Annotated in this window: 25 protein-coding genes; 11 read left to right on the forward strand and 14 right to left on the reverse strand. The window is 48.5% G+C overall.

Annotated features, from left to right (window positions below; all coding sequences use genetic code 11):
• Nucleotides 1-154: 154 nt before the first annotated feature.
• Nucleotides 155-310 (reverse strand): hypothetical protein, encoded by a 156-nt coding sequence (locus ABIC22_RS10640; protein ID WP_164764214.1) that lies wholly within the window; start codon nt 308-310, stop codon nt 155-157.
• Between the two features lie 211 nt (nt 311-521).
• On the opposite strand from ABIC22_RS10640, the gene ABIC22_RS10645 reads away from it, so the two are divergent.
• The gene (locus ABIC22_RS10645; RefSeq protein ID WP_154894531.1) at nt 522-1,211 is read left to right on the forward strand and encodes an FHA domain-containing protein; all 690 of its coding nucleotides are present in this window, start codon (nt 522-524) and stop codon (nt 1,209-1,211) included.
• 29 nt (nt 1,212-1,240) lie between these two features.
• Nucleotides 1,241-1,819, forward strand: coding sequence for a class I SAM-dependent methyltransferase (locus ABIC22_RS10650; RefSeq protein WP_354480691.1), 579 nt, complete (start codon nt 1,241-1,243; stop codon nt 1,817-1,819).
• A 161-nt stretch (nt 1,820-1,980) separates the two neighbouring features.
• Here the strand turns inward: ABIC22_RS10650 and ABIC22_RS10655 are convergent, their stop codons facing one another.
• From ABIC22_RS10655 to ABIC22_RS10665, 3 genes are read right to left on the reverse strand one after another with little or no spacing between them, the layout of a single operon-like run.
• Nucleotides 1,981-4,317 (reverse strand): carbohydrate-binding domain-containing protein, encoded by a 2,337-nt coding sequence (locus ABIC22_RS10655; RefSeq protein WP_354480693.1) that lies wholly within the window; start codon nt 4,315-4,317, stop codon nt 1,981-1,983.
• A 34-nt stretch (nt 4,318-4,351) separates the two neighbouring features.
• Nucleotides 4,352-5,032, reverse strand: coding sequence for a DUF4956 domain-containing protein (locus ABIC22_RS10660; protein ID WP_095290753.1), 681 nt, complete (start codon nt 5,030-5,032; stop codon nt 4,352-4,354).
• Complete coding sequence (locus ABIC22_RS10665) at nt 5,025-5,843, reverse strand: polyphosphate polymerase domain-containing protein (protein ID WP_095290755.1); 819 nt, start codon at nt 5,841-5,843, stop codon at nt 5,025-5,027. Before ABIC22_RS10665 ends, ABIC22_RS10660 begins: the two co-directional genes overlap by 8 nt.
• Nucleotides 5,844-6,096: 253 nt before the next feature.
• On the opposite strand from ABIC22_RS10665, the gene ABIC22_RS10670 reads away from it, so the two are divergent.
• The 3 genes from ABIC22_RS10670 (at nt 6,097) to ABIC22_RS10680 (ending at nt 8,432) form a co-directional block, all read left to right on the forward strand.
• Nucleotides 6,097-6,774: a response regulator transcription factor gene (locus ABIC22_RS10670; RefSeq protein WP_127537478.1), complete on the forward strand. Its 678-nt coding sequence runs from the start codon at nt 6,097-6,099 to the stop codon at nt 6,772-6,774.
• The gene (locus ABIC22_RS10675) at nt 6,774-8,066 is read left to right on the forward strand and encodes a sensor histidine kinase (RefSeq protein ID WP_354480696.1); all 1,293 of its coding nucleotides are present in this window, start codon (nt 6,774-6,776) and stop codon (nt 8,064-8,066) included. The genes ABIC22_RS10670 and ABIC22_RS10675 overlap by 1 nt, the downstream gene beginning before the upstream one ends.
• 81 nt (nt 8,067-8,147) lie before the next feature.
• Nucleotides 8,148-8,432: a hypothetical protein gene (locus ABIC22_RS10680; RefSeq protein ID WP_371859949.1), complete on the forward strand. Its 285-nt coding sequence runs from the start codon at nt 8,148-8,150 to the stop codon at nt 8,430-8,432.
• A gap of 160 nt (nt 8,433-8,592) precedes the next feature.
• Here the strand turns inward: ABIC22_RS10680 and ABIC22_RS10685 are convergent, their stop codons facing one another.
• On the reverse strand, nt 8,593-9,357 hold the full coding sequence (locus ABIC22_RS10685) for an SDR family NAD(P)-dependent oxidoreductase (RefSeq protein WP_354480698.1): 765 nt from the start codon (nt 9,355-9,357) through the stop codon (nt 8,593-8,595).
• A 196-nt stretch (nt 9,358-9,553) separates the two neighbouring features.
• On the opposite strand from ABIC22_RS10685, the gene ABIC22_RS10690 reads away from it, so the two are divergent.
• Entirely contained in the window at nt 9,554-10,192 is a 639-nt protein-coding gene (locus ABIC22_RS10690) for a TetR/AcrR family transcriptional regulator (protein WP_127537476.1), read from the forward strand.
• Between the two features lie 17 nt (nt 10,193-10,209).
• On the opposite strand, the gene cobA is transcribed toward ABIC22_RS10690, so the two are convergent.
• Genes cobA through nirB form a run of 4 tightly spaced genes read right to left on the reverse strand, consistent with a single transcriptional unit; the run spans nt 10,210 to nt 14,684 of the window.
• Nucleotides 10,210-10,980, reverse strand: coding sequence for a uroporphyrinogen-III C-methyltransferase (gene cobA / locus ABIC22_RS10695; protein WP_354480701.1), 771 nt, complete (start codon nt 10,978-10,980; stop codon nt 10,210-10,212).
• Nucleotides 10,977-11,858 carry a formate/nitrite transporter family protein gene (locus ABIC22_RS10700; RefSeq protein ID WP_354480703.1) on the reverse strand — a complete coding sequence of 294 codons (882 nt, stop codon included), beginning with the start codon at nt 11,856-11,858 and terminating at the stop codon, nt 10,977-10,979. The genes cobA and ABIC22_RS10700 overlap by 4 nt, the downstream gene beginning before the upstream one ends.
• A 50-nt stretch (nt 11,859-11,908) precedes the next feature.
• Entirely contained in the window at nt 11,909-12,226 is a 318-nt protein-coding gene (nirD, locus tag ABIC22_RS10705) for a nitrite reductase small subunit NirD (RefSeq protein ID WP_095360200.1), read from the reverse strand.
• Nucleotides 12,227-12,242: 16 nt separating this feature from the next.
• On the reverse strand, nt 12,243-14,684 hold the full coding sequence (nirB, locus tag ABIC22_RS10710; protein ID WP_354480705.1) for a nitrite reductase large subunit NirB: 2,442 nt from the start codon (nt 14,682-14,684) through the stop codon (nt 12,243-12,245).
• Nucleotides 14,685-15,281: 597 nt separating this feature from the next.
• On the opposite strand from nirB, the gene ABIC22_RS10715 reads away from it, so the two are divergent.
• Nucleotides 15,282-15,875 (forward strand): ANTAR domain-containing response regulator, encoded by a 594-nt coding sequence (locus ABIC22_RS10715; RefSeq protein ID WP_127537472.1) that lies wholly within the window; start codon nt 15,282-15,284, stop codon nt 15,873-15,875.
• Between the two features lie 18 nt (nt 15,876-15,893).
• Nucleotides 15,894-16,970 carry an anthranilate phosphoribosyltransferase gene (locus ABIC22_RS10720; RefSeq protein ID WP_354480707.1) on the forward strand — a complete coding sequence of 359 codons (1,077 nt, stop codon included), beginning with the start codon at nt 15,894-15,896 and terminating at the stop codon, nt 16,968-16,970.
• An 8-nt stretch (nt 16,971-16,978) separates the two neighbouring features.
• Here ABIC22_RS10720 and ABIC22_RS10725 read toward each other — a convergent pair whose 3' ends face one another.
• Nucleotides 16,979-17,527 carry an acyl-CoA thioesterase gene (locus tag ABIC22_RS10725; RefSeq protein ID WP_127537470.1) on the reverse strand — a complete coding sequence of 183 codons (549 nt, stop codon included), beginning with the start codon at nt 17,525-17,527 and terminating at the stop codon, nt 16,979-16,981.
• A 176-nt stretch (nt 17,528-17,703) separates the two neighbouring features.
• On the reverse strand, nt 17,704-18,327 hold the full coding sequence (locus tag ABIC22_RS10730) for an acetate uptake transporter (RefSeq protein WP_127537469.1): 624 nt from the start codon (nt 18,325-18,327) through the stop codon (nt 17,704-17,706).
• A gap of 503 nt (nt 18,328-18,830) precedes the next feature.
• Here ABIC22_RS10730 and ABIC22_RS10735 point away from each other — a divergent pair.
• Nucleotides 18,831-19,007, forward strand: a complete 177-nt coding sequence (locus ABIC22_RS10735) for an aspartyl-phosphate phosphatase Spo0E family protein (RefSeq protein WP_127537468.1) — start codon at nt 18,831-18,833, stop codon at nt 19,005-19,007.
• Between the two features lie 138 nt (nt 19,008-19,145).
• On the opposite strand, the gene ABIC22_RS10740 is transcribed toward ABIC22_RS10735, so the two are convergent.
• The gene (locus ABIC22_RS10740) at nt 19,146-20,075 is read right to left on the reverse strand and encodes a response regulator (RefSeq protein WP_127537467.1); all 930 of its coding nucleotides are present in this window, start codon (nt 20,073-20,075) and stop codon (nt 19,146-19,148) included.
• Between the two features lie 434 nt (nt 20,076-20,509).
• Between ABIC22_RS10740 and ABIC22_RS10745 the strand changes: the two genes are divergently transcribed.
• Nucleotides 20,510-21,946, forward strand: a complete 1,437-nt coding sequence (locus ABIC22_RS10745) for an alanine/glycine:cation symporter family protein (protein WP_127537466.1) — start codon at nt 20,510-20,512, stop codon at nt 21,944-21,946.
• Between the two features lie 141 nt (nt 21,947-22,087).
• On the opposite strand, the gene ABIC22_RS10750 is transcribed toward ABIC22_RS10745, so the two are convergent.
• On the reverse strand, nt 22,088-22,930 hold the full coding sequence (locus tag ABIC22_RS10750) for a methyl-accepting chemotaxis protein (RefSeq protein ID WP_127537465.1): 843 nt from the start codon (nt 22,928-22,930) through the stop codon (nt 22,088-22,090).
• Between the two features lie 287 nt (nt 22,931-23,217).
• Between ABIC22_RS10750 and ABIC22_RS10755 the strand changes: the two genes are divergently transcribed.
• Nucleotides 23,218-23,910, forward strand: coding sequence for a Crp/Fnr family transcriptional regulator (locus ABIC22_RS10755; protein WP_127537464.1), 693 nt, complete (start codon nt 23,218-23,220; stop codon nt 23,908-23,910).
• 112 nt (nt 23,911-24,022) lie between these two features.
• Here ABIC22_RS10755 and pepT read toward each other — a convergent pair whose 3' ends face one another.
• Nucleotides 24,023-25,261, reverse strand: a complete 1,239-nt coding sequence (gene pepT, locus ABIC22_RS10760) for a peptidase T (RefSeq protein ID WP_354480711.1) — start codon at nt 25,259-25,261, stop codon at nt 24,023-24,025.
• Nucleotides 25,262-25,530 lie beyond the last annotated feature (269 nt).

The raw sequence follows: 25,530 nt of genomic DNA on the forward strand, positions 1-25,530 counted from the left end.
AAACAGGCCTCTTCCCGCTGCGATGTCAGCGTGTAAGGGGCTTCTTCATGTGGACTTATGCGATTATGCAGGCAGGGAGTTATGTTCTATCCAAGCAGTGATTATGACATTGGTGAAACGTTTATGACATGGATCGCGTTATAATAGAGTAAGCTCACGGCTGTGTGTTCAGTTGCAGCCATGATGTTTCAGAGGCTGGCGTGCCGTTCAATAATTCGCTGCGTTCGTCTGTCATGCGTGACAGGACGGTTAGTGTAATGGACAGGGTAAAAGCGAGCAGTACGTATATGAAAATCTTTTTTTTGTTCATGATGATAACCCTCTCTTGTTGATTAGGCTGGATGAAAGACCGTTATGAGAAAAAAAGCACAACGTCTGGTATAGTAGAGAAACGAATACATCATTGCCTGTATACACTATATAAATAGTCAGCAATGCAAACAATGGAACAAATCTGATGAAGTTATCATTATTCATGAAACTTATAGAGCTAGAGTGATAATCGAAGGTGGGAGATGAACATGCGAGAGACGGCAAAAATCGTCATTCGTACACCTGGGCAGGAGAGCGACGGTTCATTTGCTTACGTAAGCCAAGGACGCTCCATCACGGTGGGACGTTATACGGGCGGCGGTGAATCGGACTTGTCCGTGTATAATCAGTTGATATCGAAGCGGCACTGCCGCATTCATTATGATGCACAGCGTCAGCTGTGGGTGGAGGATCTGGATAGCAAAAATGGTACCGAATTGAACGGGCAGCGGCTCGTTCCCTATGAGAAATACCCGTTTGCCGAAGGAGACATTTTGACCATGGTCAATGGCTTGATTCAGCTTCGGACGGAGGGTGATCTCGAAGAAACACGCGAATACCGCATATCCGATCTGCTGGGTGAGGGAGTCCGGGTGCATGATCACCTGCAGACCGTACAGATTGGCGAGGTGGAAATTCCGCTGTCGAAGAAGGAGTTCCAGCTGTTCAAGCTGCTGTACAGTCAATTGGATCATTTTGTGACGAGAGAGCAGATCGTTGGTCAGGTATGGCCTGAACGAAGCATGCTGGAGAGCGATTCGGTAGGAATCGATGAGATCAACTCGCTGATCTATCGGACCAACCGCAAGTTGGGTGTCCATTTTACGATCAAATCGGTCTATAAAAAGGGTGTATACATGAAGTCACATGTGCCTGGCGTTATGGGCGGCATGATGTAACCAGTCTGTATGAACAAAGGGATGAGGCCATGTTGATCATTCAATTCATTCCATGGCTGATTGCCGTGGTGACGCTAATCGCCGTCATATCCATTGTGCTGGTCAGCTGGAAAAATGGAATCTCGCCCATGCCCACATCCAGAATGGTCCGGCAGGTAGTCATTCAGGAGGTTAATCGCATTCCGGGTTATGGGGATATCATTGAGGCAGGTTCCGGCTGGGGGACGCTGGGCGTTGACATCGTCCGTCATTGTCCGGGCAAGCGTGTTACGGGCATTGAGAATTCAATCATTCCCTTCTGGTTCTCTCAAGTCATGTCCAGCATGATGATTGGATTCAGGAAAGCCAAGGGCGAGCGGAATTCACTGAAAGGTCGGCTGCGGTTCATACGCGGCGATATCTACAAGAGCTCCTATGAACACGCAGACGGTGTGGTCTGTTATCTGTTTCCTGGTGCCATGACCCGGCTCGTGGACAAGTTTACCCGAGAGCTTCCACCGGGGGCACGGGTTATCAGTATATGTTTCGCACTTCCGGGGAAAGTGCCTCTGCGCACGATTACGTGCAAGGATGCCTTGCGTACGAAGGTTTATGTATACACATTTTGAAGAGAACGATGGTTATACCTTTCCCCAAGGGAAAGCAGTGTGATCCAGTCACTATAAGGATAACGAAAGAAGGCGCCGAACCCACTTCTAAAGTGAATTTGGCGCCTTCTATTGTTATGCTGAACAGGCGTTTTATTAAATACCGCTCAGTGTGTCCTTGTTTATTTTGCGGAGTCTGTTGTGCTTGTACTTGTTCCTTCTGTAGTTGTGCCATCTGTTGTTGTTCCGGACTCTGTTCTGTTTCGTCCGCCTCCGAATCCACCTTGACCGCGTCCTCCACCTGGACCACCCATACCTGTATTGGCAGTTGTCACACCGGATTCATTCACCCAAGTGATGTTACTAGTGGATTGGAAAGCCACCACTTTGGTGCCGCCACTGTAGGTACCGTCTGTGTACAGGCCATCAGTGGCTGTACCAGTCGATGTTCCGCCGGAGTAGATCTCATAAGAGCCGTCTTCTTTCAGGTCTGGAGAGCTGATGACAACCGATTGATAATCTTTTGCTGGAGCAAAGGTCAGGATGTTGTTGCCATCGCCATCTTGTACGTGAACCAGGGTTCCTGCTTTTTGCGTTTCAGGGAATGTCATGACGATTGTGTTCTGAGTCGAACTCTCGGATGTCCCTTGAGCCATACCGGAACTGCCGGCAGCGACCAGGTAGCCACCGCTCATCTCGAATGTACCGTCATAATCCAGTGGTCCGTTGCCATTATCGGTTGGTCCGTTCACAATCACGGTTCCGCCGGTCATGTAGATGGAACCATTGGAGTCAAGTCCATCGCCACCTGCATTGACGGTAAGGGATCCACCGTTAATGTGAAGCTCACTGTTTCCAGCGGATTCACCCGGCATACCGCCTGGAGCGCCACCTTGTGGGCGAGTATTGGTATTTGCGTCCGTACTTTGATCTGCTTGATCCGTATCTGTAGTTGTTGATGTTGTTCCAGTCGTCTCGGTTACAGAGATGTTGGAAGCAGTAGTTGTGTCTGCTGCTTGAGTGCTGTCTTCTCCTGTGTTTTCCGCAGGATCCGCAGTTGTTGCAGTGATGTCACCCGAAGCATTGACACCATCATCTGAAGAAGTTACGTCCACATCACCATCATTCAGTGTAATGGATGCTCCTTCAAGCCCTTCGTAGCTCTTCGCAATGTTGATTGTTCCACCGTTAATGGTGAGCGCCAAGTCAGCATGAATGCCGTCGTCACCGGATTCAAGGGTAATCTTGCCATCGTTGATCGTTACATTACTATTGCTGTGCAGGGAATCATCCATGGAATCAATGGTGTACGTACCGCCGTTAACGGTAAGATCTGCCCCTGCTTTAAGTGCTTTGGCACTTGTCGATTCTGTTTCTGTTGTAGTTGTTGCCGCAGCATCTGCATCCGAAGCAGTAGTCGATGCCTTATCAGCGGAACTTGCCGGTGCTGTACCTGCTGCATTCGTTCCATCCGCTGCCGGCATATCAGCAGGCGGTTCACCATCTGGTGGAGTACCCATGTCGGTTGGAGGTGTTCCACCACCCCAGCCACCGCCACCGCCGCCGAATGGTCCTTCTTCTGCTTTGGCTGGTGCATTGGCGCTGCCTCCGCCAGTGACGATGTTAAAGGTTCCGCCATCCGTAACGAGCGCGGTCTCAGCCTGAATACCATCGTTACCACTTTGGATATCGAATGTACCACCGGCAATGGCTACGAATCCTTTTTCGGCATCGGTATCGTTGGTCGATTTCATACCGTCGCCTTCAGCATCAACCGTAATGGTACCTTCTTGGACAGCAAGCATATCCTTACCTTTGATGCCGTCATCTGCTGCCTTGACGTCAATGGTGCCACTTATAATGATGAGATCATCTTTACTTGTGATCCCTTCGTTGTAGTTACCTGTTACGTTGAGTTTGCCTGTGCCGTTAAACGTCAGATCTGCTTTACTGAAGATGGCTGCATCGGGCTCATCCGTTGCATCATCAGCGTATACATAGGTCGTACCATCCGAAACGGCATTTTCCGTTCCTTCCTGCAGGGTAATCACAGCTTTGCCAGCTTCCTTAATATAGATGGCCGCACTGTCGTTATCGTGAATGGTTGCCCCATTCAGCACGAGGTGAACGGTTCCTTTATCGGTTACATTAACTACAATCTGTCCGTCTGTCAGTTCCCCGCTAAGCAAATACGTACCTGCCTCGGAGATGGTTACCGAGCCGTTCGCCGCTTTGGCTCCGGAGCCAGTAACGGTTGCTGTCTTCCCGCTCAGTTTAATGGTTGTAGAGTCGGTTTCACTCCAGCTTACATTGGTATCGTCCGCATCCAGGGAGACCAGATCCGCATATTTGACGGAGGTCTGCTCACTAACGGAAACCGTTTTGGTGGTGCCTGTTGTTGATGTTGCGGCGTTGGCGGTGGAGTTGGTTGCTGCTGGAGCACTGCATGCTGCAAGCATTGCGGTAATCATCGCTACGGACCATAACTTGCTGCCTGTAATCCACTTTTTATTCATCATGTATCGTTCCTCTCGTTTTATAAAATGTCTCGAATTAATACTCTGGCGTTGGTGCCATGTTGAGGGAGATATCCAGGTTCCCGTTACGTGTGCGAACGGCATCAAGGAATTCCTTCTGATTGACGTGTTGGCCAAGGTGAACCAGATAGACCAGTTCGTACAAGCTGCCGAGTTCGGTTGTTCTCACTTTGTTCAACTGATACTCAACATTGAATTTTTTGAATACTTCATCAAATGCTTCTTCATAGCTCAGGTTTTCAGGAATGGTGACTTTAAGCAATTTTTGTTGACTCTTTTTGGCTCCGAATTTGAAATGGCTCAGAACAAACATCAATACACACAAGATGATGGTGAACAATACCGCGTATCCAAATGCGCCGACGCCGCAGGCAAGACCGGAAGCCATGGTGAACAGGACGTAGGAGATATCTTTGGGATCACCAGGCGCGCTTCGGAAACGGATGATCGAGAAGGCACCGGCCAAGCTGAAGGCGCGGGCTACGTTGCTGCCGATTAGCAGGATGATGATCGCAACGATAACAGGCAGGACAACCATGGTTAATGTGAAGCTTTGTGAGTATGTGTTTGCATTGGTTTTCATGTAGGTGAGACTGATAATTGCACCCATAAGGATGGCTAGGCCAATCGTGATCACAGCGCTGCTGAATGTCAGCGTTGTGTCGGTTAGAGCAGAACTGAAAATGGAATCAAGCATATACTACACTCTCTCTTTCTATGATCGTTTGGTTAGGTTTCATGGCTGGATCGAAGTCGGTACCGGGAACAAGGATTCGTTCGCCCTGGTAGTTCAGATTCGTCGTTCTGACGAGGCGTTTGAATTCATTGCCGTATTTGGAGAAGCCTACACGGTACAAGCCGTGTTCAGACAATAGCTGGGACAGCCAGAACGGAACGGTTTTCTCCGCCTTGACCTCCATCAGCCAGCGACCGTCCTCCACCAGTGGTTCACCGTAGTCTCCCTGCTCCAGCTTCAGATCGTATCTGCGGCTGCGGATATTGGTGTCAAAGGTGATGCGGAGATCGCGGCTGTTCTTATCGAACAATGCTTTGCGTTCATAGGCTAGATACACTTTCGGTTCCAGGTTGTATAAGCGAAGGAAGTATTCGATCTCATCGACAACCTGCTTGTTCATGTAGTCTGCCAGCTCAGGCGCCTGTCCCGTACGAACGAATTCATAAGCCTCATCCAGCATCAGGGCCGTTCTTCTTTTGTTCACCAGGCCAAACACTTTCTTTTTGATCTCCAGATACACCTTGGCATTTTCTTCAGGAACCCCATAAGCCCGCAGTCTCAGCTTCTCTTTGTATTTGGGCTTGGAGAGGCTTGCTCGGATCAGGGAATCCTGCGGAGTATCGAAGTACAGGTTGCTGATGGAGTAGAACTCGTGTTTCTTGTTGTACGCATCCAGTTCCATATACTTCAGCAGATCACGGTAGAAACGTTCATATTGCTCATCGGTCAGAAGATACTTGCTCTCATATCGGTTGAATACTTCAATCGCCATTTAAGATTCATTCCTTTCATCCATGGATTGTATGTTTTGTTTCATCGTGTATCGCTTCCATGTCTGTATCTTAGAGCGTCAACCTTGAATGAATCTTAAATGATTTTACATTCCGTTGATCTTTTTTTACCTTCCTATAATACTTCTCGTAAATTCAATGAATTAAGATTGATTCAAGGTTCCGCAGGTAGAATGATTGATATAATAAAAGAAAGTCGCGACGAACAATTCAAGGCAGAGGAATGAATAGATCATGAGAATATTAATTGCGGAAGATGAGGTTCATTTGGCAGAGGCCGTATCCCAGATATTGAAGAAAAACAATTACTCCGTGGACATGGTCCATGACGGCAGATCAGGACTCGATTATGCGTTAAGCGGTATATACGATCTGCTGCTGCTCGACATCATGATGCCGGAGATGGATGGGATCAGCGTGCTGAGGAAGCTGCGTAGTGAGGGAAACCACACGCCTGTCATCCTGCTGACTGCCAAGGGAGAGCTATCGGACAAAGTAACCGGACTCGATTATGGGGCGGATGACTATATTGCTAAGCCGTTTGCGACAGAGGAACTTCTGGCCCGGATTCGGGCAGCCCTTAGAAGAAAAGGCGAGGTTGTACCTGAGGATGGGTTGAAGTTTGGCGATATTGAACTGAACACAACGCAGCTGAAGCTGGCCGTGCAGGGCAAGGAGATGAAGCTTAATCTGAAAGAGAACGAGCTGCTGGAGCTGCTAATCACACGCAAACAGGCCATCACATCCAAGGAGCAGATCATCGAGAAGCTGTGGGGGTTCGATTCTGAAGTGGAGTATAACAATGTGGAGGTATATATCTCATTTTTGCGCAAGAAGTTGACCTTCCTGAATTCCAAGGTCCGCATTAATACCATCCGGGGTGTAGGTTATGTACTTGAGGTGACGGCCTAATGTTTAAGAGACTTCGAAACCGGTTTTTGGTCGTCAATCTGGTATCGATCTCCATCATGATGCTGGTTGCCTTTGCGACGATCTATGTCATTACGTACCAGAATGTGCAGCGGGAAACCAATATGGAGCTCTTCAAGGTATCCGATTTCTATCACAACCCATATAATTCGTCCAAGATGCCGCGTGGGGATGATGCAATCGCGGGTAATCCGCCAACGGACATGCAGCAGAACGGACCAGGCGGAGATCCCAATTCGCCGCCAGGGCGTTCGGTTTCGTTCATGGTTAAGACGGATAATGAGTGGAATATTACGGATTCACAATCCAGATTCAGCATGGAGGAACCATTTTACGCAGAGGCACTGGAGAAGGTGGACAAGGCTGATCATGCGGAGCGTAAGACCGGACAATTTGCGCTAAATGGAACGAACTGGGCGTATGTCATTGATCCGAGCAGCGATGGACATATGATTGTGTTCATTGATGTAACTGCCCAGCAGGGCATTCTTACGAATCTCATCTATACCTTTACCATCGTAGGCCTGTTCATGTTAATCGTCATTTATTTCCTGAGCCGTTACTTTGCCAATCGTTCCATTGCTCCGGTCAAGGAAGCGTTCGATAAACAGAAACAGTTCATCGCGGACGCCTCCCATGAGCTGAAGACACCTCTGGCCATCATTAATACCAACACCGACGTGCTGCTTGCCAATCGGGAGGATACTATTGATAACCAGTCCAAATGGCTGCATTATATCAAGTCGGAGACGGAGCGCATGTCCCGGTTGACAAGTGATCTGTTATATCTGACCGAGATCGATGATTCACGTTCCACGATGATCCACTCCAAGTTTGATATGAGCGATGCGGTAGAGACCATTATTTTGACGATGGAAGCTGTTATTTTTGAGAAAAATATATCTCTCGACTACAGCATTGAGCCGGAGCTCATGGTCCATGGCAATAGTGAACAGATCAAGCAGGTCATTCTGATTCTGCTGGATAACGCCGTGAAATATTCCAAAGCCAAAGGCGCGGTTAATGTTTCACTGAAGAAGCAAAATCATGAGGTAGTACTAGCCGTCTCCAATACAGGGGAAGGTATTGCGCCGGAGCATTTGGACCGTATCTTCGATCGGTTCTATCGTACGGATGCATCCAGAGCACGCAAGCATGGTGGACACGGTCTCGGTCTAGCGATTGCCAGATCGATCGTGGACCAGCACAAAGGTCAGATCTATGCTCGTAGTGTAGTAGGAGAGGGAGCGACGTTCTATGTTCGTCTAACTTAGATCTGAATAAGGCATGTCTGTTATGGGTTAACCTATGCTACAATGGCAACAGTATGTATGAACCAAGGAGCTGAACTGAACGTGACGGAAGCGAATTCGATTAATGAGCAGGAAATGATGCAATATATCGCGGACAAAACCAAAGCGAGCCAGGCGAATATTTCGCTTGTGCTGAAGCATGAGCAAGCCTATATCAACAAAGCGCATGAAAATGCCAAAGGCGAAGTGGACATCGACGGCGATGATCTGGCCGACTATATCCTGAGTCGCAAAGATGTGAAGCTCGATGAATTGACGGTAGAAGGTATCCTGGATGCCGAAATGGATTATCTCATGGAAAAAGGCCACGCTGGATACGTGGACTAAGATCTGAATTATTGTAGGTACTATCCACATCGTAAACAATGTACCCAAAAAAGACCCCAACCTCCACGTAACAGTGGATGTTGAGGTCTTCTTTTATATTACTGTGATGGGGTCTTTAATGGATAACCCGATCTTTATGGTAAAACATTCGTACAGCTTATTATTGACCCATCATGCCGCCATCTACAGTGTAGAGGGAAGCTGTTACATAGGAAGCTTCTTCAGACAAGAGGAAGTTCATTACAGCTGCCACTTCTTCTGGTTCGCCATAACGTCCCATTGGAATGCTGGCTACAGTAGCATCTTGATAGTTTTCCACGTCACCGGAGTTTGCTTCGATTTGACGCATCATGCGAGTGTTAATCGTTCCTGGCAATACCGCGTTTACTCGGATATTGTAAGGTGCAAGTTCATTTGCTGCAGTACGTGTGAGACCTACTACGGCATGTTTGGACATAATATATGGGGATACGGCTGGAGCACCCATCAGACCTGCAAGGGAAGATGTGTTTAGAATCGCACCGGATTTTTGTTTTTTCATTACTGGAATGACATTTTGCAGACCAAGGAATACACCACGAACGTTAACGTTATATACTGTATCCAGTGCTTCAACGCTGAGGTCTTCGATCAGGCCGGTAGGACCTTCGATACCCGCGTTATTGGCAAAGTAGTCGATTCTGCCAAAAGCATCGAGTGCTTTTTGAACATAGTTTTTCACGTCTGCTTCTTGGGATACGTTTGCTTTTACCGCAATCACATGCTCTTTGTCGAGGTTCAGTTCAGTGATTGTTTTTTGAATGGCTTCTTCGTTCAGATCCACCAGAACCAGATTGACTTTGCGTTCAGCCAGTCTGCGTGCCAATTCTTTACCAATGCCTCCGGCAGCCCCTGTAATAACTGCTGTATGTGTATAAGTACTCATAATATATTCGCTCCTTATTTATTATTGGCAGGTTTTTCTTTAAAAAAAGTTTCAACCTGTCGTCTATCTTTCCTGTCTCAATGTTAAGATATACATAACGGTGTGACAATAATCATTGACAGCGTATATGTCTGGTATCGGACACAGATGTAAGCGGTGTTCATTTAGGTTACAATAATGGACAAAGGAGGCGAAAATGTTGATTATCGAACACCCCCAGGACCGGAGAGCACGAAGAACGCAGGATGCGATTATCGCTGCGACGGTTTCATTAATATTGGAAAAGGGAGCCGACGCCGTCACCATTCGTGACATTACAGAGCGTGCAGATTACAATCGGGGCACTTTTTATTTGCATTTTCCTGGCAAGCCGGAACTGCTTGATTTCATTTTGGAGGATTTCATGCAGGGAGTGGGTCAAGCCTATGCCAAACCGTATGCTGAATTAACGGAAGTGGATATGACCGGATTGCTTCCTTCGACTATGCCGGTATTTGAGTATATCGAAGCTCATCAGGATGTCTTTCGCGCCTTGATGACCATGCATGGTGATATGGCCCTAAGGCTCTGCAATATGTTCCGGACTTACTTGACCGAGGATTTCGTGCTGGTAACTGAAGATAGTGAGTACACAATCAATTACGATATTATGCTGAGCTACCTGATATCTGCGACGGTGGGTGTCATCATGCACTGGGCAGAGATAGGATTCAAATATTCTGCGCATTATATGGGGGAGCAGTTGACGGCATTAATAAACATCAAACCGACCCGTCTGCTGATAGAACCAGGACAGAAGGGTCGGACCATTCACGAACGTATGCTGTTAGATTGAGAAAAGGGAAGCGGCAGCTATCCCGTCATAGAGGTGTCTGCTGCTTGCTGGAGCTGAATCAGTTGTTCGCGTACGAGAACGGCTTCGCCAATGATGATTAGCGCAGGATTATTAACCTTTTCCGAAAGGGAAATAGCGTGAAGCTGGCCGAGTGTGCCGGTAATGATTCGTTCGTTCGCGGTGGTTCCGCGTTCAATCAAGGCTGCTGGTGTACTGCTGCTCTTGCCGGATTGCAGCAATTCACGTTGAATGAGGGGTAATTGGCTGATACCCATGTAGATTACCAGTGTGTCAACACTATGGGCGAGCAGATCCCAGCGAACGGAAGATACACGGCCATCACTGCCTGTACCCGTGACACAAGCGAAGGTTGAAGCCACTCCCCGATGGGTTAACGGAATCAGGGATGAGGCGGATGTGCCCACAGCGGAAGTGATGCCAGGAATGACCTCAAACGGAATTCCGGCTTCAGCCAGCACGAGTGCTTCTTCACCGCCGCGCCCGAAGATGAACGGGTCACCGCCTTTGAGCCGAACCACCTGTTTGCCTTCAGCAGCGTGAGTAACCAGTAACCGACCAATCATCTCCTGACTCATGGAATGCAGCCCAGGGGCCTTCCCGCAATAGATCCGGAGTGCTGCTTCAGGAGCTTCGGCAAGCAAGTCATTATTCACCAGTCGGTCATACAGCAGTACATCTGCTGTTTGAATGCGTCTCAGAGCTTTCACCGTAATGAGCTCCGGATCCCCAGGTCCAGCGCCTACGATACTTACCAGGCCCCGGCTCATGATCGTGTCCCCAGTTTGGACGCAGACTCGGCATTTGCCAATCCTGAACGACCGCCATGGATGGTTGCGAGTTTGGATGCGGCCGGAATTGGGCTTCCCCAACGGTGTGCAGCGTACAGCCCTAACCCGGTAAATAGGGCACCACCAATGAAATTGCCGAGCAGCACCGGAATCTGATTCCACAGCCACCAGTCGGCAAGACTGACGTCAGCACCCAGCATCATGCCCGCCGGGATGACAAACATATTTACAACAGCGTGTTCGAATCCTTGAGCAAAAAATATCGTAATCGGCAGCCACATGGCCACGATTTTACCGAGTGTGGAGGTGGACGTCATCGCCATGACTGCACCTAGTGTCACCATCCAGTTACATAAAATAGCCTTAATGATGACCAAAACAATACCTGCGCCGCCCAGATGCTGATATCCGAGCGTCTTGGCTTCGCTGGTCTGAATCAGCGTTTGAACGAGGGGACTGCTCATATCGGTTCCCATCTTCGTCAGCGTGAGTTCATATAACAGAACGTAGAACAGGCATCCCAGTATATGGCCTGCAATTACCCAGAAGTAATTACGCAGCATATCCATCAGTGTGACTCTGCGTTTCATCACCGCGAGTGGTATCATGGCGAAGCTGCCTGTCACCAGCTCAAGTCCGAGCAGAATAATGATCACGAACCCTGCAGGGAATATCAGTGCACCTGCCAAACCAACGGAAGTTTGAGATACAGCGGTATATGCCAGCGTTGTTGCAAAAGCGAGAATCGCCCCGGCCAGAAAACCACGGATTAACATCTGCACCCGGTTCATTCTGGCTTTAGTCTCACCTGCGTCCACCATCGATTGCAGTACTTCTGCCGGTTTAACAAAATCCATCGTGCACACCTCCCTGATTCATGATGTCAGACATATGAAATGGTTAAAGACTAACCTGCAATGGTAATGTAGATCTCACCGCTGTGATCATCGACCTCGGTTTTATAGGTGTTCAGACATCCATCATCCGGCTCATGTACCTTGCCACTGCGAAGGTCGATTTTCCAGTCATGCAGCGGGCAGTGAACAGCCGTTCCGCATACCATGCCTTCTGACAGCCTGCCGCCCTTGTGAGGGCAGCGATTCTCTACGGCGTGCAGCGTTCCATCACTCAATTTGAAGACGGCAATCTCGGTATCCAAGACCGTAAACGTCCGAGCTCCCTTTTCGTCAATATCCGCCAGATGTCCAATTCGCAATCGATTCATCGCTGATCCTCCTCTTCTAGTGTGCTGCCGGCTGGGTGCCAGCGAGTGGGGTGAAGTTTTTACGCAATTTTTCGTCTTCAATAATTTCCTTCCAAGGGTCAACAGTGCGGCCCAGTGTCAGTTCAAGCCGTTCGACCAGAGCCAGGCGCTCTTCACGGTCCTCGAGTGCCTTCTTCACATGGTCCAGACCGACACGTTCAATCCAGGCTGCCGTTCTCTCATTCCAGCGTGCGTTTTCTCTATAATATTGAAGGTAAGCATAAGTCCACTCTTCGACTTCAGCATCGGTTTTCACGGTGCACAGTAATTCTGCTGCGCGGACCTTGACCCCGCCGTTGCCGCCAACGTGCAGTTCCCATGCACCGTCAATCGCGACAACCCCCAGATCCTTAATGGTGGCTTCCGCACAGTTCCGCGGGCATCCAGAGACTGCAAGCTTCACTTTGGCTGGAGCAACCATTTTGTCGAGTTTCTTCTCCAGACGAATGCCCATCTCAATGGAATCCTGAGTTCCGAAGCGACAGAAGGTGTTGCCGACACATGTTTTCACCGTGCGGAGTGCCTTCCCGTAGCCAAATCCGGAAGGCATATCGAGCTCTTCCCAGATCTTCGGCAAGTTTTCCTTTTGAACACCGAGCAAGTCAAGCCGCTGTCCACCTGTAAATTTCACCATCGGCACATCATATTTCTCGGCAACGGTTGCGATCTTGATCAGTTCTGCCGGGGAAGTGACACCTCCATAAATTCGCGGAATAACCGAATAGGTTCCGTCTTTTTGAATATTGGCGTGGTAGCGTTCGTTCGTGAACTTGGATACCCGCTCATCCTCGTACTCAGCTGGCCAGATCATGCCAAGGTAGTAGTTAAGGGACGGACGACATTTGGAGCAGCCCTCTGGTTCGTTCCAGCCAAGCACATTCATGACTTCCTTGACGGTTTTCAGCCCCATCTCTTTGATCTGGGCAACGATCTCATCGCGGTCGTAGGAGGTACAGCCGCAGATGCCTTCCTTCACCTGTTCCAAGGCAGCATCCCCTGCATAATGGACGAGCAGCGATTCAACAATGGGCTTGCATCCCCCGCAGGAGGCGGAAGCTTTGGTACAGGACTTGATGGCCCCAAGGGTGTTGCATCCTTTGTTCAGCACCGCGTCTCCGATGGCAGATTTGGTAACACCATTGCAACCGCAGACGATCTCATCGTCTGGCATGGCTGCCATCCGCTCGGCTACCGACGGGCCGGACCCTGAACCGCCGGCGGATACCCCGAGCAAAATTTCCTTTTCACGTCCACTGATATTCTTTCCACTTTTAATGAGGGAAAAGAGGGAGGCACCGTCTGAGGTATCTCCGAACAGTACAGCTCCGATAAGCTGTCCGTCCTTCATAACCATCTTTTTGTAAACCCCGTCTACGTCATCCTGTATACGAATGCTGCGGGTATCTGCCGCATCCTTGAATTGGCCTGCAGAGAATACATCCACACCGGATACCTTCAGCTTGGTGGACGTCACAGACCCTTCATATCCCTCTGTTGCTGCACCTGCCAGGCGTTTGGCCAGAACCATGCCCTGTTCGTACAGTGGGGCTACCAATCCATACGCGATGCCGCGGTGCTCTGCACATTCGCCGACTGCCGAGATGCCAGGAATACTGGTGTTCATGTAATCATCCACGATGATGCCGCGGCTCACATTCAGGCCTGCCTGACGGGCCAGTTCAACCTGAGGGCGAATGCCGACAGCCATAACAACCAGATCGGTCTCGAGCACTGTCTGATCCGTGAAGCGCAATGATTTCACGCGATGTTTGCCCGTAATTTCTTCCGTATGTTTGTTGAGAAGAAACTTCATGCCCTGCTCCTCAAGCTCCCGTTGAAGCATCAGGCCTGCAGGCAGATCCAGATTTCGGTCCATCAGATGTCCGTTAATATGAATCACCGTGACATCCATTCCCAGATTGAGCAGCCCGCGTGCGGCCTCCAGCCCAAGCAGTCCACCACCGATTACGGCGGCTTTGCGATACTTTTGCGAGGCTGCCATCATCGTCTCACAGTCCTTGATATCACGGAAACCGATGACGCCTTCCTTGTCTGCTCCGGGTAAAGGCAGAATGAATGCCTGTGATCCGGTAGCCAGAATCAGCTCGTCATATGAAGTACGGACACCAGCCTGGGACACCACTTCCTTGCGCTCGGCATCGATCCGAATCACGGGATCACCTGGGTGCACCCGAATGCCGTTATCCTCGTACCAGCTCCATTCGTTGATTACGATATCTTCAATGCTCGTGCCGCCTGCAAGTACAGAGGAGAGCATGATGCGATTGTAGTTGGGGTGCGGCTCAGCACCAAAAACCGTAATTTCATAAGCATGCGGAGCGAGTTTAAGAATATGTTCAATTGTACGAATACCTGCCATACCATTGCCGACCAGCACCAGTTTTTTCGTTGTACTCATTGTGATTAGCCCCCTTGGATCCATTCTGCGAACTGCTTCGCTTTTCGTTCCGGAAAAATAGAAAAAGCCTGTTATGCCTCGGAGGACTGCGCATATGCATACGCATGCCATGGATCCGAGATTGCAAAACAGGCTTCATTGCCGTTTCAACCAGCTACGCCGTTGTAACTGTGATCGTTTAAATATGGAGTTGTTATGGCCTAACTATAAAAGATCCTTCCATTCATGTCAATATAGTTAACACAAAAAAGTATTTGAAATTTGAAGTTAATTATGTTTACATGTGTGTAATAGAAACAAGAACTGAACGATGAACGAGCAGCGTGTGTACCATAACATGAAGTCAACAGCCGCAGCGGTTACAGGGAAGAAGAGGCATGCAACCCCTCGGCAACAACAAGAGACGGAGTTAGATAAGAACCCTATTTATCATCATGGAAATTAGCCCGGTAGGTTACCGACATGCATAATTGGTTTCAAACTTGTATATTTTCAACTTAAGATATTGTCAGGTTATATAACATGTTAACTTGATGAACTATTTTAGGTGCTTAAGCTAACCATTCTGCCTATGCATTAGGGAGGGATTGATCCATCATGCGATCATTATTGGTCATCCGTGTAGAACCAACGATAGCGGCCTCATCCGATGCAATCCCTCTAACTCCTGAGAGATTGCTGGGGGCGAACGGGTACCATGTGCAGGTGACAGACAGTGAGACGGAGGCTCTGAGGCTGGCAGCTGAAGCAGAGGCATCCATCCTGCATCTGTCGCTGGCCGATGTGGAATATTGGGTACGCTGCCTGGGAAAGGGGAAGGTGAACACCCCATTGATATGGTGGTGCGCACCGGATACAGCCTCTTCCTCGGTGGAATCCTGCGAGGTAGAGACTTCAATGGATGGAATACTGACCCCATCCATGATTGGGCCTGAGATACACTGGACGCTGCACTTTGCCGCCAAGCGTTATATGGAACGCAAGCAGTGGGAGCAGGAACGGAAACAGCTGCAGTCCCGGCTGGAGGATCGAAAGTGGATAGATATGGCGAAGGCCATTTTATGTGATCTGAAGCAAATCTCCGAGTCGGAAGCTTATGACTTGTTACGCAAGAGAGCCATGGATGAACGTAAACGGATGGTGGATGTCGCCACGGCAATCGTAAAGGCGCATCAACTGCTCCAGTCGTAATTGAAAGGAGGATGCATCATGGATATGTCTGAGATTCTCAGGGAGGTTGGACGTGGAAAACGTGGTTCACGTGATCTGAATTATGCCGAAGCGCTGGCTGTTGCCGAGCATATTCTGAGACAGGAGGTATCACCTGCTCAGACGGCCGCTTTTCTTATGGCGGAGCGGATGAAAATGGAGAATGTCGAGGAGCTGGAGGCCTTTGTCCACGCATGCCGGAACAGCGCAGATCGCCTGTCCGTATTCCAGGATGGACTGGACTGTGCAGGTCCGTATGATGGACGGACCAAATCGTTCATGGCTACCTTTCCGGTTGCCTTTGTACTGGCAGCAGCCGGGCTTCCGGTGACATTGCACGGAAGCGAACCTCTGCCGCCCAAGTGGGGGGTAACCCTGTCCATGCTGCTCAGGGAAGCAGGTATTGATACAAGGAAAATGAATCGGGAAGAAGCCAGAGTGGCTGCGCAAAGAACGGATGTTATGTACGTATCTTCCGAAGACTGGTGTGCTCCGCTTCGGCAGCTTAGACCGCTTCGAGAAGAACTTGGCTTTCGTACCGTGTTTAACACAGCGGAGAAGCTGATTGATTTTAACCATTCACCGTATCTTGTTTTTGGCGTATTTCATAATACATTTCTGGATCGGATCGCGAAGCTGCTAACCCGCTTTGGATACCGCCGTGCTTACGTGGTGCAGGGAATGGAGGGTTCGGAAGACCTCTATATTGATCGGCCTACACGTGTGTATGCTGTGGAAAACGGAGATACAAGACTGGAGCTGGTGGACCCTGCCGCTTATGAGCTGGATATTCCTGTACCCGAGATAGCATGGACAGCTGCGAAACAGCTTGAAGTGGCACAATCGGTGCTCAGCGGAGAGGGGCATATCGCTTTTGTGAATCAGGTGTTGTTAAATGGTGGCTTCCGTCTGTATGCGACAGGCCGCGTGGATTCAATTGAAGAGGGTATTTATACCTGCCAAAGTCTACTGGATAGCGGAGCAGCTTACCGGAAGTATCAGCAATGGACTGTCTCCATGGGTGGGGAACTACCGGATAGCAGAGCAGTGTCCACGTATCCGGCTACCTCCAGCTGATGTTGTAACTACTCCCAAGGATAGGTAACGGTAAGGAAGTCGGCAAATTTCTTGCTCTCTTCCCGCCGCTGCTTCCGCATGGCCGCCCGATCCGGAGCGGTCTCATATAGTTTCTTCTCTTCTTCCGTTTCCGGAATGAGACGGGGGACAATGAGTTTTCGATTATTTTCATCCAACGCCACAAAGGTTAAAAATGCTGTTGCCGCAATCTTTTTCTCCCCTGTCTTCAAGTCCTCACGGATTACCTTCACAAATATCTCCATGGAGCTGCGTCCCGTCCAGGTGGCAAAGGATTCCAGTGTAACGGAATCGGTTGGGTTAATGGGATACAGAAAGTCGACTGAGTCGGTTGAAGCCGTTACTGTATTGACCCGGCATAGTTTGGAAGCGGCAATGGATGCAATATCATCAATATAGGACATCAACTTGCCGCCGAATAAAGTGTTATGGTTGTTCACATCGGTCGGAAATACTCGTGCAGTCTTGAAACAGCGCGTCTCGCGCACATATTTTTTCTCCGCCTGTTCGAACTCCGTAGCTTTAGGTATCTCTCTCATGTTTCTTCCTCCTGACCCTCTGGCTGCTGCGTCTCTGAAGCATGTGCCAGGTCTATCGTCTATTCATGTTATTCCTAGTATAGGTGCCCACCAAGTTCATATTCCAATGATTGCATGATTGTCAAAAAAACCGCCAGGCGCGGACCGGCGCGCGGGCGGTTTGGTGCTGCTGTATATTAAGCCTTGGCTTTGAAAATGCCGGACGGTTTGCCGATGGGCAAAAACGTATAGCCAAAGTGAGCGTTCAGTACAGAAGCTCCTGTGCCGTAGAGCGACACGATACCGATACCCATTTCAGCATATGCTGCGATGGTATGGAACACGTGAGGAGCTACGCCGAAAGCATCGAACGTCAGGCCAAGGAACAGGAAATCAATCAGAATGAAAATGATGAGCAGTACTTTATTGGCTTCCACAGCGCCCAGTGTCATGAACAGGGTGAATACGAGGTATCCGGCAAAAGCAAATCCGAGCTGTTTACCGTCAGCCTGTTCTGCCAGGGTGGAGCCAAACACGCCCATTTTGATCAGCCAGTTGGCACCCATTGCAAACCAGAAGAATGCGTATGCGCCAAAAGCAGTCGTGCCAAATGTATTATTGCGTTTAGAATCTTGGATACAGGCGAACAACTGTGCAAATGCACCCAGGAAGATCGCCCATGGGATCGCATAGCTGAGCCCGTCTGTAATGCCAAGTTTCTGGGAGGATGCGACCAGGGTCACAATAGCCAGCCCAAATAATCCCATTGCGCTGGGATCGGCGTTTATGATTTTAACTTGAGTCCGTGAATCGGTTTGCATGGTGTTGATGAGCCTCCAATGATATCAAATCAGGATGTAAACAAGAATACAATCCTCTAGTAACTTTCGTATCCGCCGGGTCCGGACACACACATCGCCCTATTGTACCTGAATGGCCCGGTTATGGAAAGGAATTTGTTCACCGCACGAATCCGATATCCTGAACGCTCAAACACCCCTCAATAGCATGCAGGTTGGCCTCTTTTGCTCAGTTTGCCTGCCAAAGGGGTGTTTTTGTTGTTCATTTTCCAAAATACACAATAAAGACACATTCATACAAGAAGTAGGATAGGGGGAGAAAATATGGATGCGAAACATTCATCTCACTGTAAAAATGGCTTGGCAGCGCCACTTTTGCGGCATCCGGGAAAACATGGTCATTCATGACTTTCAAAAACTGGGGAAGGATACAAAACATCCATGCCGACTATGCCATATGTTAATCCAACTATAGATTGACAGTAAAAACTAAAATATAACACAGAAATAAGGAGGTCAAAGGCATGGTTATGAGTTTGGATTTAAAAAATCAAATCGAAAAAGCCAGACATAACCTTCATATGTTGGTAGAACATCACGAGGGTGGGCTTGGGCATCCGGATGTCATCAGACAATCCATGGCATTGGATGAATTGATTAATGAATATAATCGAATGAATCGAAACCAGACAAGAGCTTGAGGGATTCATATAATAGTAGGACAACCATAGATGAGTACATACGACGATGCGGGCATGAACATAACCGGAAGGACAGCTTTTTTCTCGAAGCTGCTTTGATTCCTGTTAATTCATGCCCGCATGTATTTTGGCAGCTGATCAGTGCAAAAGCCGCTTGGCTTCCATATACAGTACCTGAACAAATTTTTTGGTATTTATTCGAGTCTGGGACAAGGAAGGCTCCACATTGTTCTGCAGCTCCAGCATTTTCTTGCGAATTTCCGTGAAATCGAAGAATTTAGACGCATAGTTCTCGAATTTGGGATGTGTATAGTCGGTTAATCCCAGAGACACCACATGACTTAAGGTCTGAAATATCGCCCGGCGAACACGCTGCTCTGAGGCCTTGACCTCTTTGGTTATCTCGGTGGCCGAGGCATCCGTTCCCAGTTTGCGTATGGCGATATTCTGAAAAATATCCTTGAGCGACGGGAATGTATAAGGCGAGATGGTGTGATCTTCAGCTTCAATCTGTTCCAGATATTCGAGCATGTCCAGCAGATCCTTGCTGCCTGCTTCACCAATCATGCCCATTTCCGAGAGAAGGAAATGTCCTGCGGTGGCAATCGTTTGGTTAGGGGCAGGCACGGTTTGGCGTCCGGCAGATTGAATGCCGGTCAATCCCTGCAATGTCCGCTGAATATCCTGAATGGACTGCTGCATCCGCAGACGTTCTTCGACCAGACGGAGAACGGATAGAATCTCCAGCCGATTAATCGGCTTCGTAATGTAGTATTCGATGCCTAACGAGTAGGCTTCACCGATCATGTTTTTCGATTCAATCTGGGAGATCATCACGATCTTGCCCTCGAATCTTCCCTCCAGTGCGCGTACGGTCTGAATTCCGTCCCGATGGGGCATGAGCAGATCAATCAGCAGTACGTCTACCTTCTGTAATTCCAGCAGCTCGGCATGAATGTGAGCTCCGTCCTCTGCTTCTCCGGCAATCTCACCCAATCCTTCATCTTCAATAATATCCATCAGCATGGAACGAACGCCAGGATCATCATCCACGATAAAATAACGCATATTTTCGGTATCCTCCTCTCCTCAGCGGATGTAATTGGGCCAATGTATGTTCAGACAGATGAACTGCCCTGAGTCGTGGTCAATTTAATTCCTATCATACTTCGTTGTTTCCTTTCTGCATAGAACCAGCCATGCAGTAATAAGCCAATATGTCAGATAACGTAACAGAGTTTCGCTGAAAACAGCCTTTTCATAAAAAAAATCCAATGTTTGTTGTAGGAAAGTGTCGTTTTTCGTAGATAGGACTGTAGTATAAGTAACATCTGAATGAGCTGGCTATGAATTGTGTGGAATGGTACAAATGCTAAACGGAACGAAAGATCATCATTCAGAAGTATGCCATGAGATTCTATATGCAATAGTATGGGAATTTTACGCTCAGACATGCAAATGGAATGGTGTTTAACAATAGTTGAATAAAAGGAGTATTGCCAATGGAGCAAACGATACAAGATATTGTCGTTGTTTTCAACGATTTTTTATGGTCCAAGCTGTTGATCCTATTGCTGGTAGTATGCGGGATTTACTTCACGACCAAGACCCGTTTCATGCAGTTCCGCATGATCGGAGACATGGTCAAGGTGCTGGCTGAGCCCAAGAGCAAGGAAGCGGATAAAATCTCGCCTTTTCAGGCGTTCTGTATTAGCATGGCTGCCCGTGTAGGTACCGGTAATATTACGGGAATTGCGCTGGCTATTGCTCTTGGGGGACCGGGTGCTGTGTTCTGGATGTGGATCATTGCAATTATCGGCTCAGCCTCCAGTTTCGTAGAGAGTACACTCGCACAGATCTATAAAGTGAAGGATAATGGGGGATTCCGCGGAGGACCGGCTTATTATATGGAACGTGGGCTAGGCAAACGGTGGATGGGGGTATTGTTTGCCATTCTCATCACACTCTCGTTCGGCCTTGTCTTTAACGCTGTGCAGTCCAATACGATCACTGTGGCATTCCAGAATTCGTTCGGCCTCGATCGGTTGACGGTAGGTATTGTAATGGCGGTGATCTTTGCCGGAATCATTATGGGCGGTGTGAAACGGATTGCCAAGGCTTCCGAATACATTGTGGTGGTCCTTGCTGTGCTGTATATCGGGGTTGCTGCATTTGTAGTGCTGGCGAATATCACCCAGCTTCCAGCCATGATCGTGCTAATCGTAAAAAATGCCTTCGGCATTGAGCAGGTCGCCGGCGGTACATTGGGTGCTGCGCTGATGAACGGCGTCAAGCGTGGATTGTTCTCCAATGAGGCGGGGATGGGTAGTGCGCCTAATGCCGCAGCTACGGCGGATACGACACATCCGGTCAAGCAGGGACTTATTCAGGCTTTTGGCGTCCTGACCGATACACTTGTCATCTGTACAAGTACGGCCATGATTATATTGCTGTCCGGAGTCTACGAAGGCTCCAATCTGGGGGGCATCGAATTGACCCAGGCGGCATTAAGTGTGCATATCGGATCTTGGGCATCAGGCTTTTTGGCTGTTATGGTATTCCTGTTTGCCTTCAGTACACTCATCGGGAATTATTATTACGGGGAGACCAATATTGAGTTTATCAAGTCCAATAAAATGTGGCTGTGGGTGTACCGGATTGGCGTTATCGCCATGGTGCTGTTTGGTGCAATAGCCAAAGTCCAGCTGGTCTGGGATCTGGCGGATCTCTTTATGGGGCTGATGGTCGTCGTCAATCTGATTGCGATCCTCATGTTGTCCAAGGTCACGTTTGAGGCGCTGAAGGATTACAAAAGACAGAAGGCTGAGGGGCGTGACCCTGTCTTTACCCGTGACCTTATTCGTATTCCGGGTGAGGTGGAGTGCTGGGAGTCTGAAGCGGGCGTAACAGGAACCCAAGAGATGAAGATTGCAAAATAGGATTAGTGAAGCTCGGGTGATAAGAGCCGGGTAATATAAAAAACAAAAAACAGGACACCGACGATGCCAATAGGGCGCGCGGGGTCCTGTTTCATTATTCGATATATTTTTAGTACTTATTGATCGCTCAGGATACCATTTTTACTTTGTATGAACAGAGTAACTGATCAGTTGATCCGCCAGCATCTTCATGCGGTTACCTGTTTCATTCAGTTTCTCAATGACATCGGTGAAGGAGGATACAAGGGTAGCTTGTTCCTGGGAAGAGGCAGCAATCTGTGAAACTTCCACTTCCATCTGTTTAATGACCTGTTGGACGTCTTTCAGACTTGCATCAATATCGGTTGTGGCCTGTTTGGCGTCCACGGAGAGCTTGCGCACTTCGGAAGCAACAACGCCAAAGCCTGCACCAGCCTCACCTACACGTGCTGCTTCAATAGCGGCATTGAGGCCGAGCAGATTGGTTTGTTCGGAGACTTCCCGGATGAATCCGGCAACCTTATTGATTTGAGCGGAGTTTTGGACTGCAAGGCGTGTGTTCTCCAGAATTTGTTCACTGGTCGCCTGCAATTCCTCGGCATGAGCTGCCACATGCTGAACCATCTCCACCAGGTTGCTATTAATGGTTTGATTTTCTTGTATAATGGCTTCTAGCTGATTCTGATTGGATTGATCGTAAGATATGCAGAAAATGGCGACAACTTCATTATTGTCATCAAAGATAGGAATGTTCAAAATATCCAGCTCTATTCCGTAGACTTCTGCGGGCAGTTTGGTGAGCGAAGGTTCGCGCCCGTTGGTCAGAGCTGTAAAGTTTTTATAATCATCCAGCAATGGCTCTCCTTTTTGAAAACCGAGATTGAATCTCTCAGTGGGGACTGCGTACAATACTTTCTCATGATCATACACGGTCAATCCGGCTGGTTCTCTAAGAATCAGGCTAATATAAGGCATAACTTTCAGAAGTGCATCTACAACATTCATGGGGTCGAACCATCCTTTCATTATTCCTAATTTGCGATTAAATTCATAAAACGTACATAATGCTTTAATTATCATCGGATAAGATTGCGCTATCATTAACTCCATTTTGAAATAAAATGATGACGAATTACGGACGAAATCTGAGAATTTTCCCATGTAAAATGATTTACTGGATATAAGTGCTAGTTGTAACTATTTTTATATCAGGATATTGGAGCCGTCTGATGCCGAAATTGGGACATATGTCCATTTCTATACGTTAAATACTTGGGTGGGGGTTACCGGGAATGAGAGAAATCATGGATTTTGGGCGAATGCGTCAGCTGGCACGGGAACATGGCTTGGATCAGGTGCTGGATGAGCCTGCACTTGCGGAATTAAGACTACTGGAAGCGTCCAAAGGTGAAATTATATGTGCGAAGGGAGAACGGCCGGAACGGTTCTATTTTCTTGTTGAAGGCAAACTGAAGATTTATACGACACTGCCAAACGGCAAGTCACTGCTGCTCCGTTTCAGCACGCCGCCAGCCCTCGTAGGCGATCTGGAGCTGGTCAATGGAAAGGAAGCCAAGAATACGGTTGAATCTGTCAACAAAAGTCTGCTGCTGGGCGTTAGCTACCGTTACCTTCAAAACACGTATGCAGATAATCCGAGATTCCTTCATTTCATGCTTAGTCATGTGACCCATAAACTGTATACGTTCTCCAATTTATCAAGCCTGAATCTGCTGTACCCGGTGGAAAGCAGGTTTGCCAGCTATCTGTTGTCAACGATGGAACAGGGCGAGCAGGTGACGGAAGAGATCCAAACGTCCAAGCTGACAGAGCTGGCAGATATGCTGGGGACGAGCTACCGACATCTGAACCGGGTAATTCATGACCTCTGTGATCGGCAGATTATCCGTAAGGAACAGCGCAAGATTGTCATCTGCCATCTGGAGGAACTGCGCGAGATTGCCGGAGGGAACATGTATGAATGAGATCGGTCCCATGGACGTGAAAGTCTCAAATGTAGCGCAAAGAGCACCCTATGCTTCAAGCAATGGGTGCTCTTTGCTATCTAAACAGTGTAATGATGGACGGTGCCGATGATTAAATGTCGCCGCGTTCTTCAAATAATTGAGCGATCCCCACGATAACCTGAGTGGCTTTCACCATGTTATCAACCGAAACATATTCGAATTTGCCGTGGTAGTTTTCGCCGCCTGTGAAGATGTTTGGTGTAGGCATGCCCATATACGAGAGCTGGGAACCGTCAGTTCCTCCGCGGATGGGGCGAATAACGGGCTCAATGTCCAGACGAGTCATGGCTTCATGCGCAATATCAACAATTTGGCGCACAGGTTCGATCTTCTCACGCATATTGTAATATTGATCATTCAGCTGAACGGTGATGCTCTTCTCGCCATACTTGCCTTGGAGTTCTTCCGCAACCTTCATTACATAGGCTTTGCGCTCTTCGAACTTCGCCCGGTCAAAATCACGAATGATATAGCTGAGCTGCGTTTGCTCAACATCGCCTTCAATGGATATAAGATGGTAGAATCCTTCATACCCCTCCGTGAATTCGGGAGCTTCTTCCGCAGGCAGACGGCGGTTGAATTCCATGGCGATTTTGGCCGAATTGACCATTTTGTTTTTCGCGGTTCCAGGGTGAACATTCGTACCTTTGACTGTAATTTTGGCTGCAGCCGCATTGAAGCTCTCATATTCAAGTTCTCCCAGTGGTCCGCCATCTACCGTGTAGGCATACTTGGCTCCAAAAGCAGGCACGTCGAACTTATGCGGTCCGCGTCCAATCTCTTCGTCGGGAGTGAAGGCAACCCTGATCTTTCCGTGTTTGATCTCCGGGTGATCGATCAGATAGGCCATTGCCGTCATGATTTCGGCAATACCTGCCTTGTTGTCGGCACCCAGCAATGTTGTCCCGTCTGTTGTTATGAGGGTGTGGCCCTTGTATTCACGCAGTTCGGGAAAGTCAGTGGTAGACAGTACCACATCCAGCGCCTGGTTCAACACGATATCCTGACCATCATACTGGTCGATGACCTGTGGCTTTACATTTTTGCCAGTGAAGTCTGTCGCTGTATCCAAGTGAGCCAGGAAGCCAATTACGGGAACCTCCTTGTCCGTGTTGGAAGGCAGAGTAGCCATGACATAGCCATTCTCATCCATCGTTACGTCCTGTAAACCAATGGCTTTGCATTCCCCTACAAGGTATTCGCCTAAGGCGAGTTGGCCCGGTGTGGAGGGGCAGGTTTCACTGTTTTCATCGGATTGAGTATCCATTTGAGCATACGTTGTCAGTCGCTCGATTAAAATATCTTTCACCATCATCGCTCCTTCAGTTGGGTTGATATATAAGTTATCACTAATCTTGGAACGAATCACTACGAGGTCAGAACAACCCTCTGATCGCAGTTATCCCCAGATTTTTTGATTAAATATAAAGGTGAAAATCCGGTTATAAAGGCGATGTGTATGCTTCCGACGCAGCTTTCTTTCAGAAAGCTTTTAGCTTCGCTTCTACAGGTTGTTTCTGCCCTCTCCGTTTTCGTCTAAGGGTTAGATACAACTTATATTATAGGTTGGGTATATTA

This window comes from Paenibacillus sp. PvP094 (genome assembly GCF_040546835.1).
Taxonomy (GTDB): domain Bacteria; phylum Bacillota; class Bacilli; order Paenibacillales; family Paenibacillaceae; genus Paenibacillus; species Paenibacillus illinoisensis.

Bases quoted from the DNA above. Each gene is read 5' to 3' on its own strand.
- nirD (WP_095360200.1), bottom strand. From the start codon at position 12,226: ATGAATCGATTGCGAATTGGACATCTGGCGGATATTGACGAAAAGGGA.
- ABIC22_RS10740 (WP_127537467.1), bottom strand. From the start codon at position 20,075: ATGCGTTATTTTATCGTGGATGATGATCCTGGCGTTCGTTCCATGCTG.
- ABIC22_RS10670 (WP_127537478.1), top strand. From the start codon at position 6,097: ATGAGAATATTAATTGCGGAAGATGAGGTTCATTTGGCAGAGGCCGTA.
- ABIC22_RS10665 (WP_095290755.1), bottom strand. From the start codon at position 5,843: ATGGCGATTGAAGTATTCAACCGATATGAGAGCAAGTATCTTCTGACC.
- ABIC22_RS10640 (WP_164764214.1), bottom strand. From the start codon at position 310: ATGAACAAAAAAAAGATTTTCATATACGTACTGCTCGCTTTTACCCTG.
- ABIC22_RS10725 (WP_127537470.1), bottom strand. From the start codon at position 17,527: ATGAGAGAGATACCTAAAGCTACGGAGTTCGAACAGGCGGAGAAAAAA.
- ABIC22_RS10755 (WP_127537464.1), top strand. From the start codon at position 23,218: ATGAGAGAAATCATGGATTTTGGGCGAATGCGTCAGCTGGCACGGGAA.
- ABIC22_RS10715 (WP_127537472.1), top strand. From the start codon at position 15,282: ATGCGATCATTATTGGTCATCCGTGTAGAACCAACGATAGCGGCCTCA.
- ABIC22_RS10655 (WP_354480693.1), bottom strand. From the start codon at position 4,317: ATGATGAATAAAAAGTGGATTACAGGCAGCAAGTTATGGTCCGTAGCG.
- ABIC22_RS10650 (WP_354480691.1), top strand. From the start codon at position 1,241: ATGTTGATCATTCAATTCATTCCATGGCTGATTGCCGTGGTGACGCTA.
- ABIC22_RS10690 (WP_127537476.1), top strand. From the start codon at position 9,554: ATGTTGATTATCGAACACCCCCAGGACCGGAGAGCACGAAGAACGCAG.
- ABIC22_RS10720 (WP_354480707.1), top strand. From the start codon at position 15,894: ATGGATATGTCTGAGATTCTCAGGGAGGTTGGACGTGGAAAACGTGGT.
- ABIC22_RS10660 (WP_095290753.1), bottom strand. From the start codon at position 5,032: ATGCTTGATTCCATTTTCAGTTCTGCTCTAACCGACACAACGCTGACA.
- ABIC22_RS10700 (WP_354480703.1), bottom strand. From the start codon at position 11,858: ATGGATTTTGTTAAACCGGCAGAAGTACTGCAATCGATGGTGGACGCA.
- ABIC22_RS10750 (WP_127537465.1), bottom strand. From the start codon at position 22,930: ATGAATGTTGTAGATGCACTTCTGAAAGTTATGCCTTATATTAGCCTG.
- ABIC22_RS10735 (WP_127537468.1), top strand. From the start codon at position 18,831: ATGGTTATGAGTTTGGATTTAAAAAATCAAATCGAAAAAGCCAGACAT.
- ABIC22_RS10645 (WP_154894531.1), top strand. From the start codon at position 522: ATGCGAGAGACGGCAAAAATCGTCATTCGTACACCTGGGCAGGAGAGC.
- nirB (WP_354480705.1), bottom strand. From the start codon at position 14,684: ATGAGTACAACGAAAAAACTGGTGCTGGTCGGCAATGGTATGGCAGGT.
- ABIC22_RS10730 (WP_127537469.1), bottom strand. From the start codon at position 18,327: ATGCAAACCGATTCACGGACTCAAGTTAAAATCATAAACGCCGATCCC.
- ABIC22_RS10675 (WP_354480696.1), top strand. From the start codon at position 6,774: ATGTTTAAGAGACTTCGAAACCGGTTTTTGGTCGTCAATCTGGTATCG.
- ABIC22_RS10745 (WP_127537466.1), top strand. From the start codon at position 20,510: ATGGAGCAAACGATACAAGATATTGTCGTTGTTTTCAACGATTTTTTA.
- ABIC22_RS10685 (WP_354480698.1), bottom strand. From the start codon at position 9,357: ATGAGTACTTATACACATACAGCAGTTATTACAGGGGCTGCCGGAGGC.
- cobA (WP_354480701.1), bottom strand. From the start codon at position 10,980: ATGAGCCGGGGCCTGGTAAGTATCGTAGGCGCTGGACCTGGGGATCCG.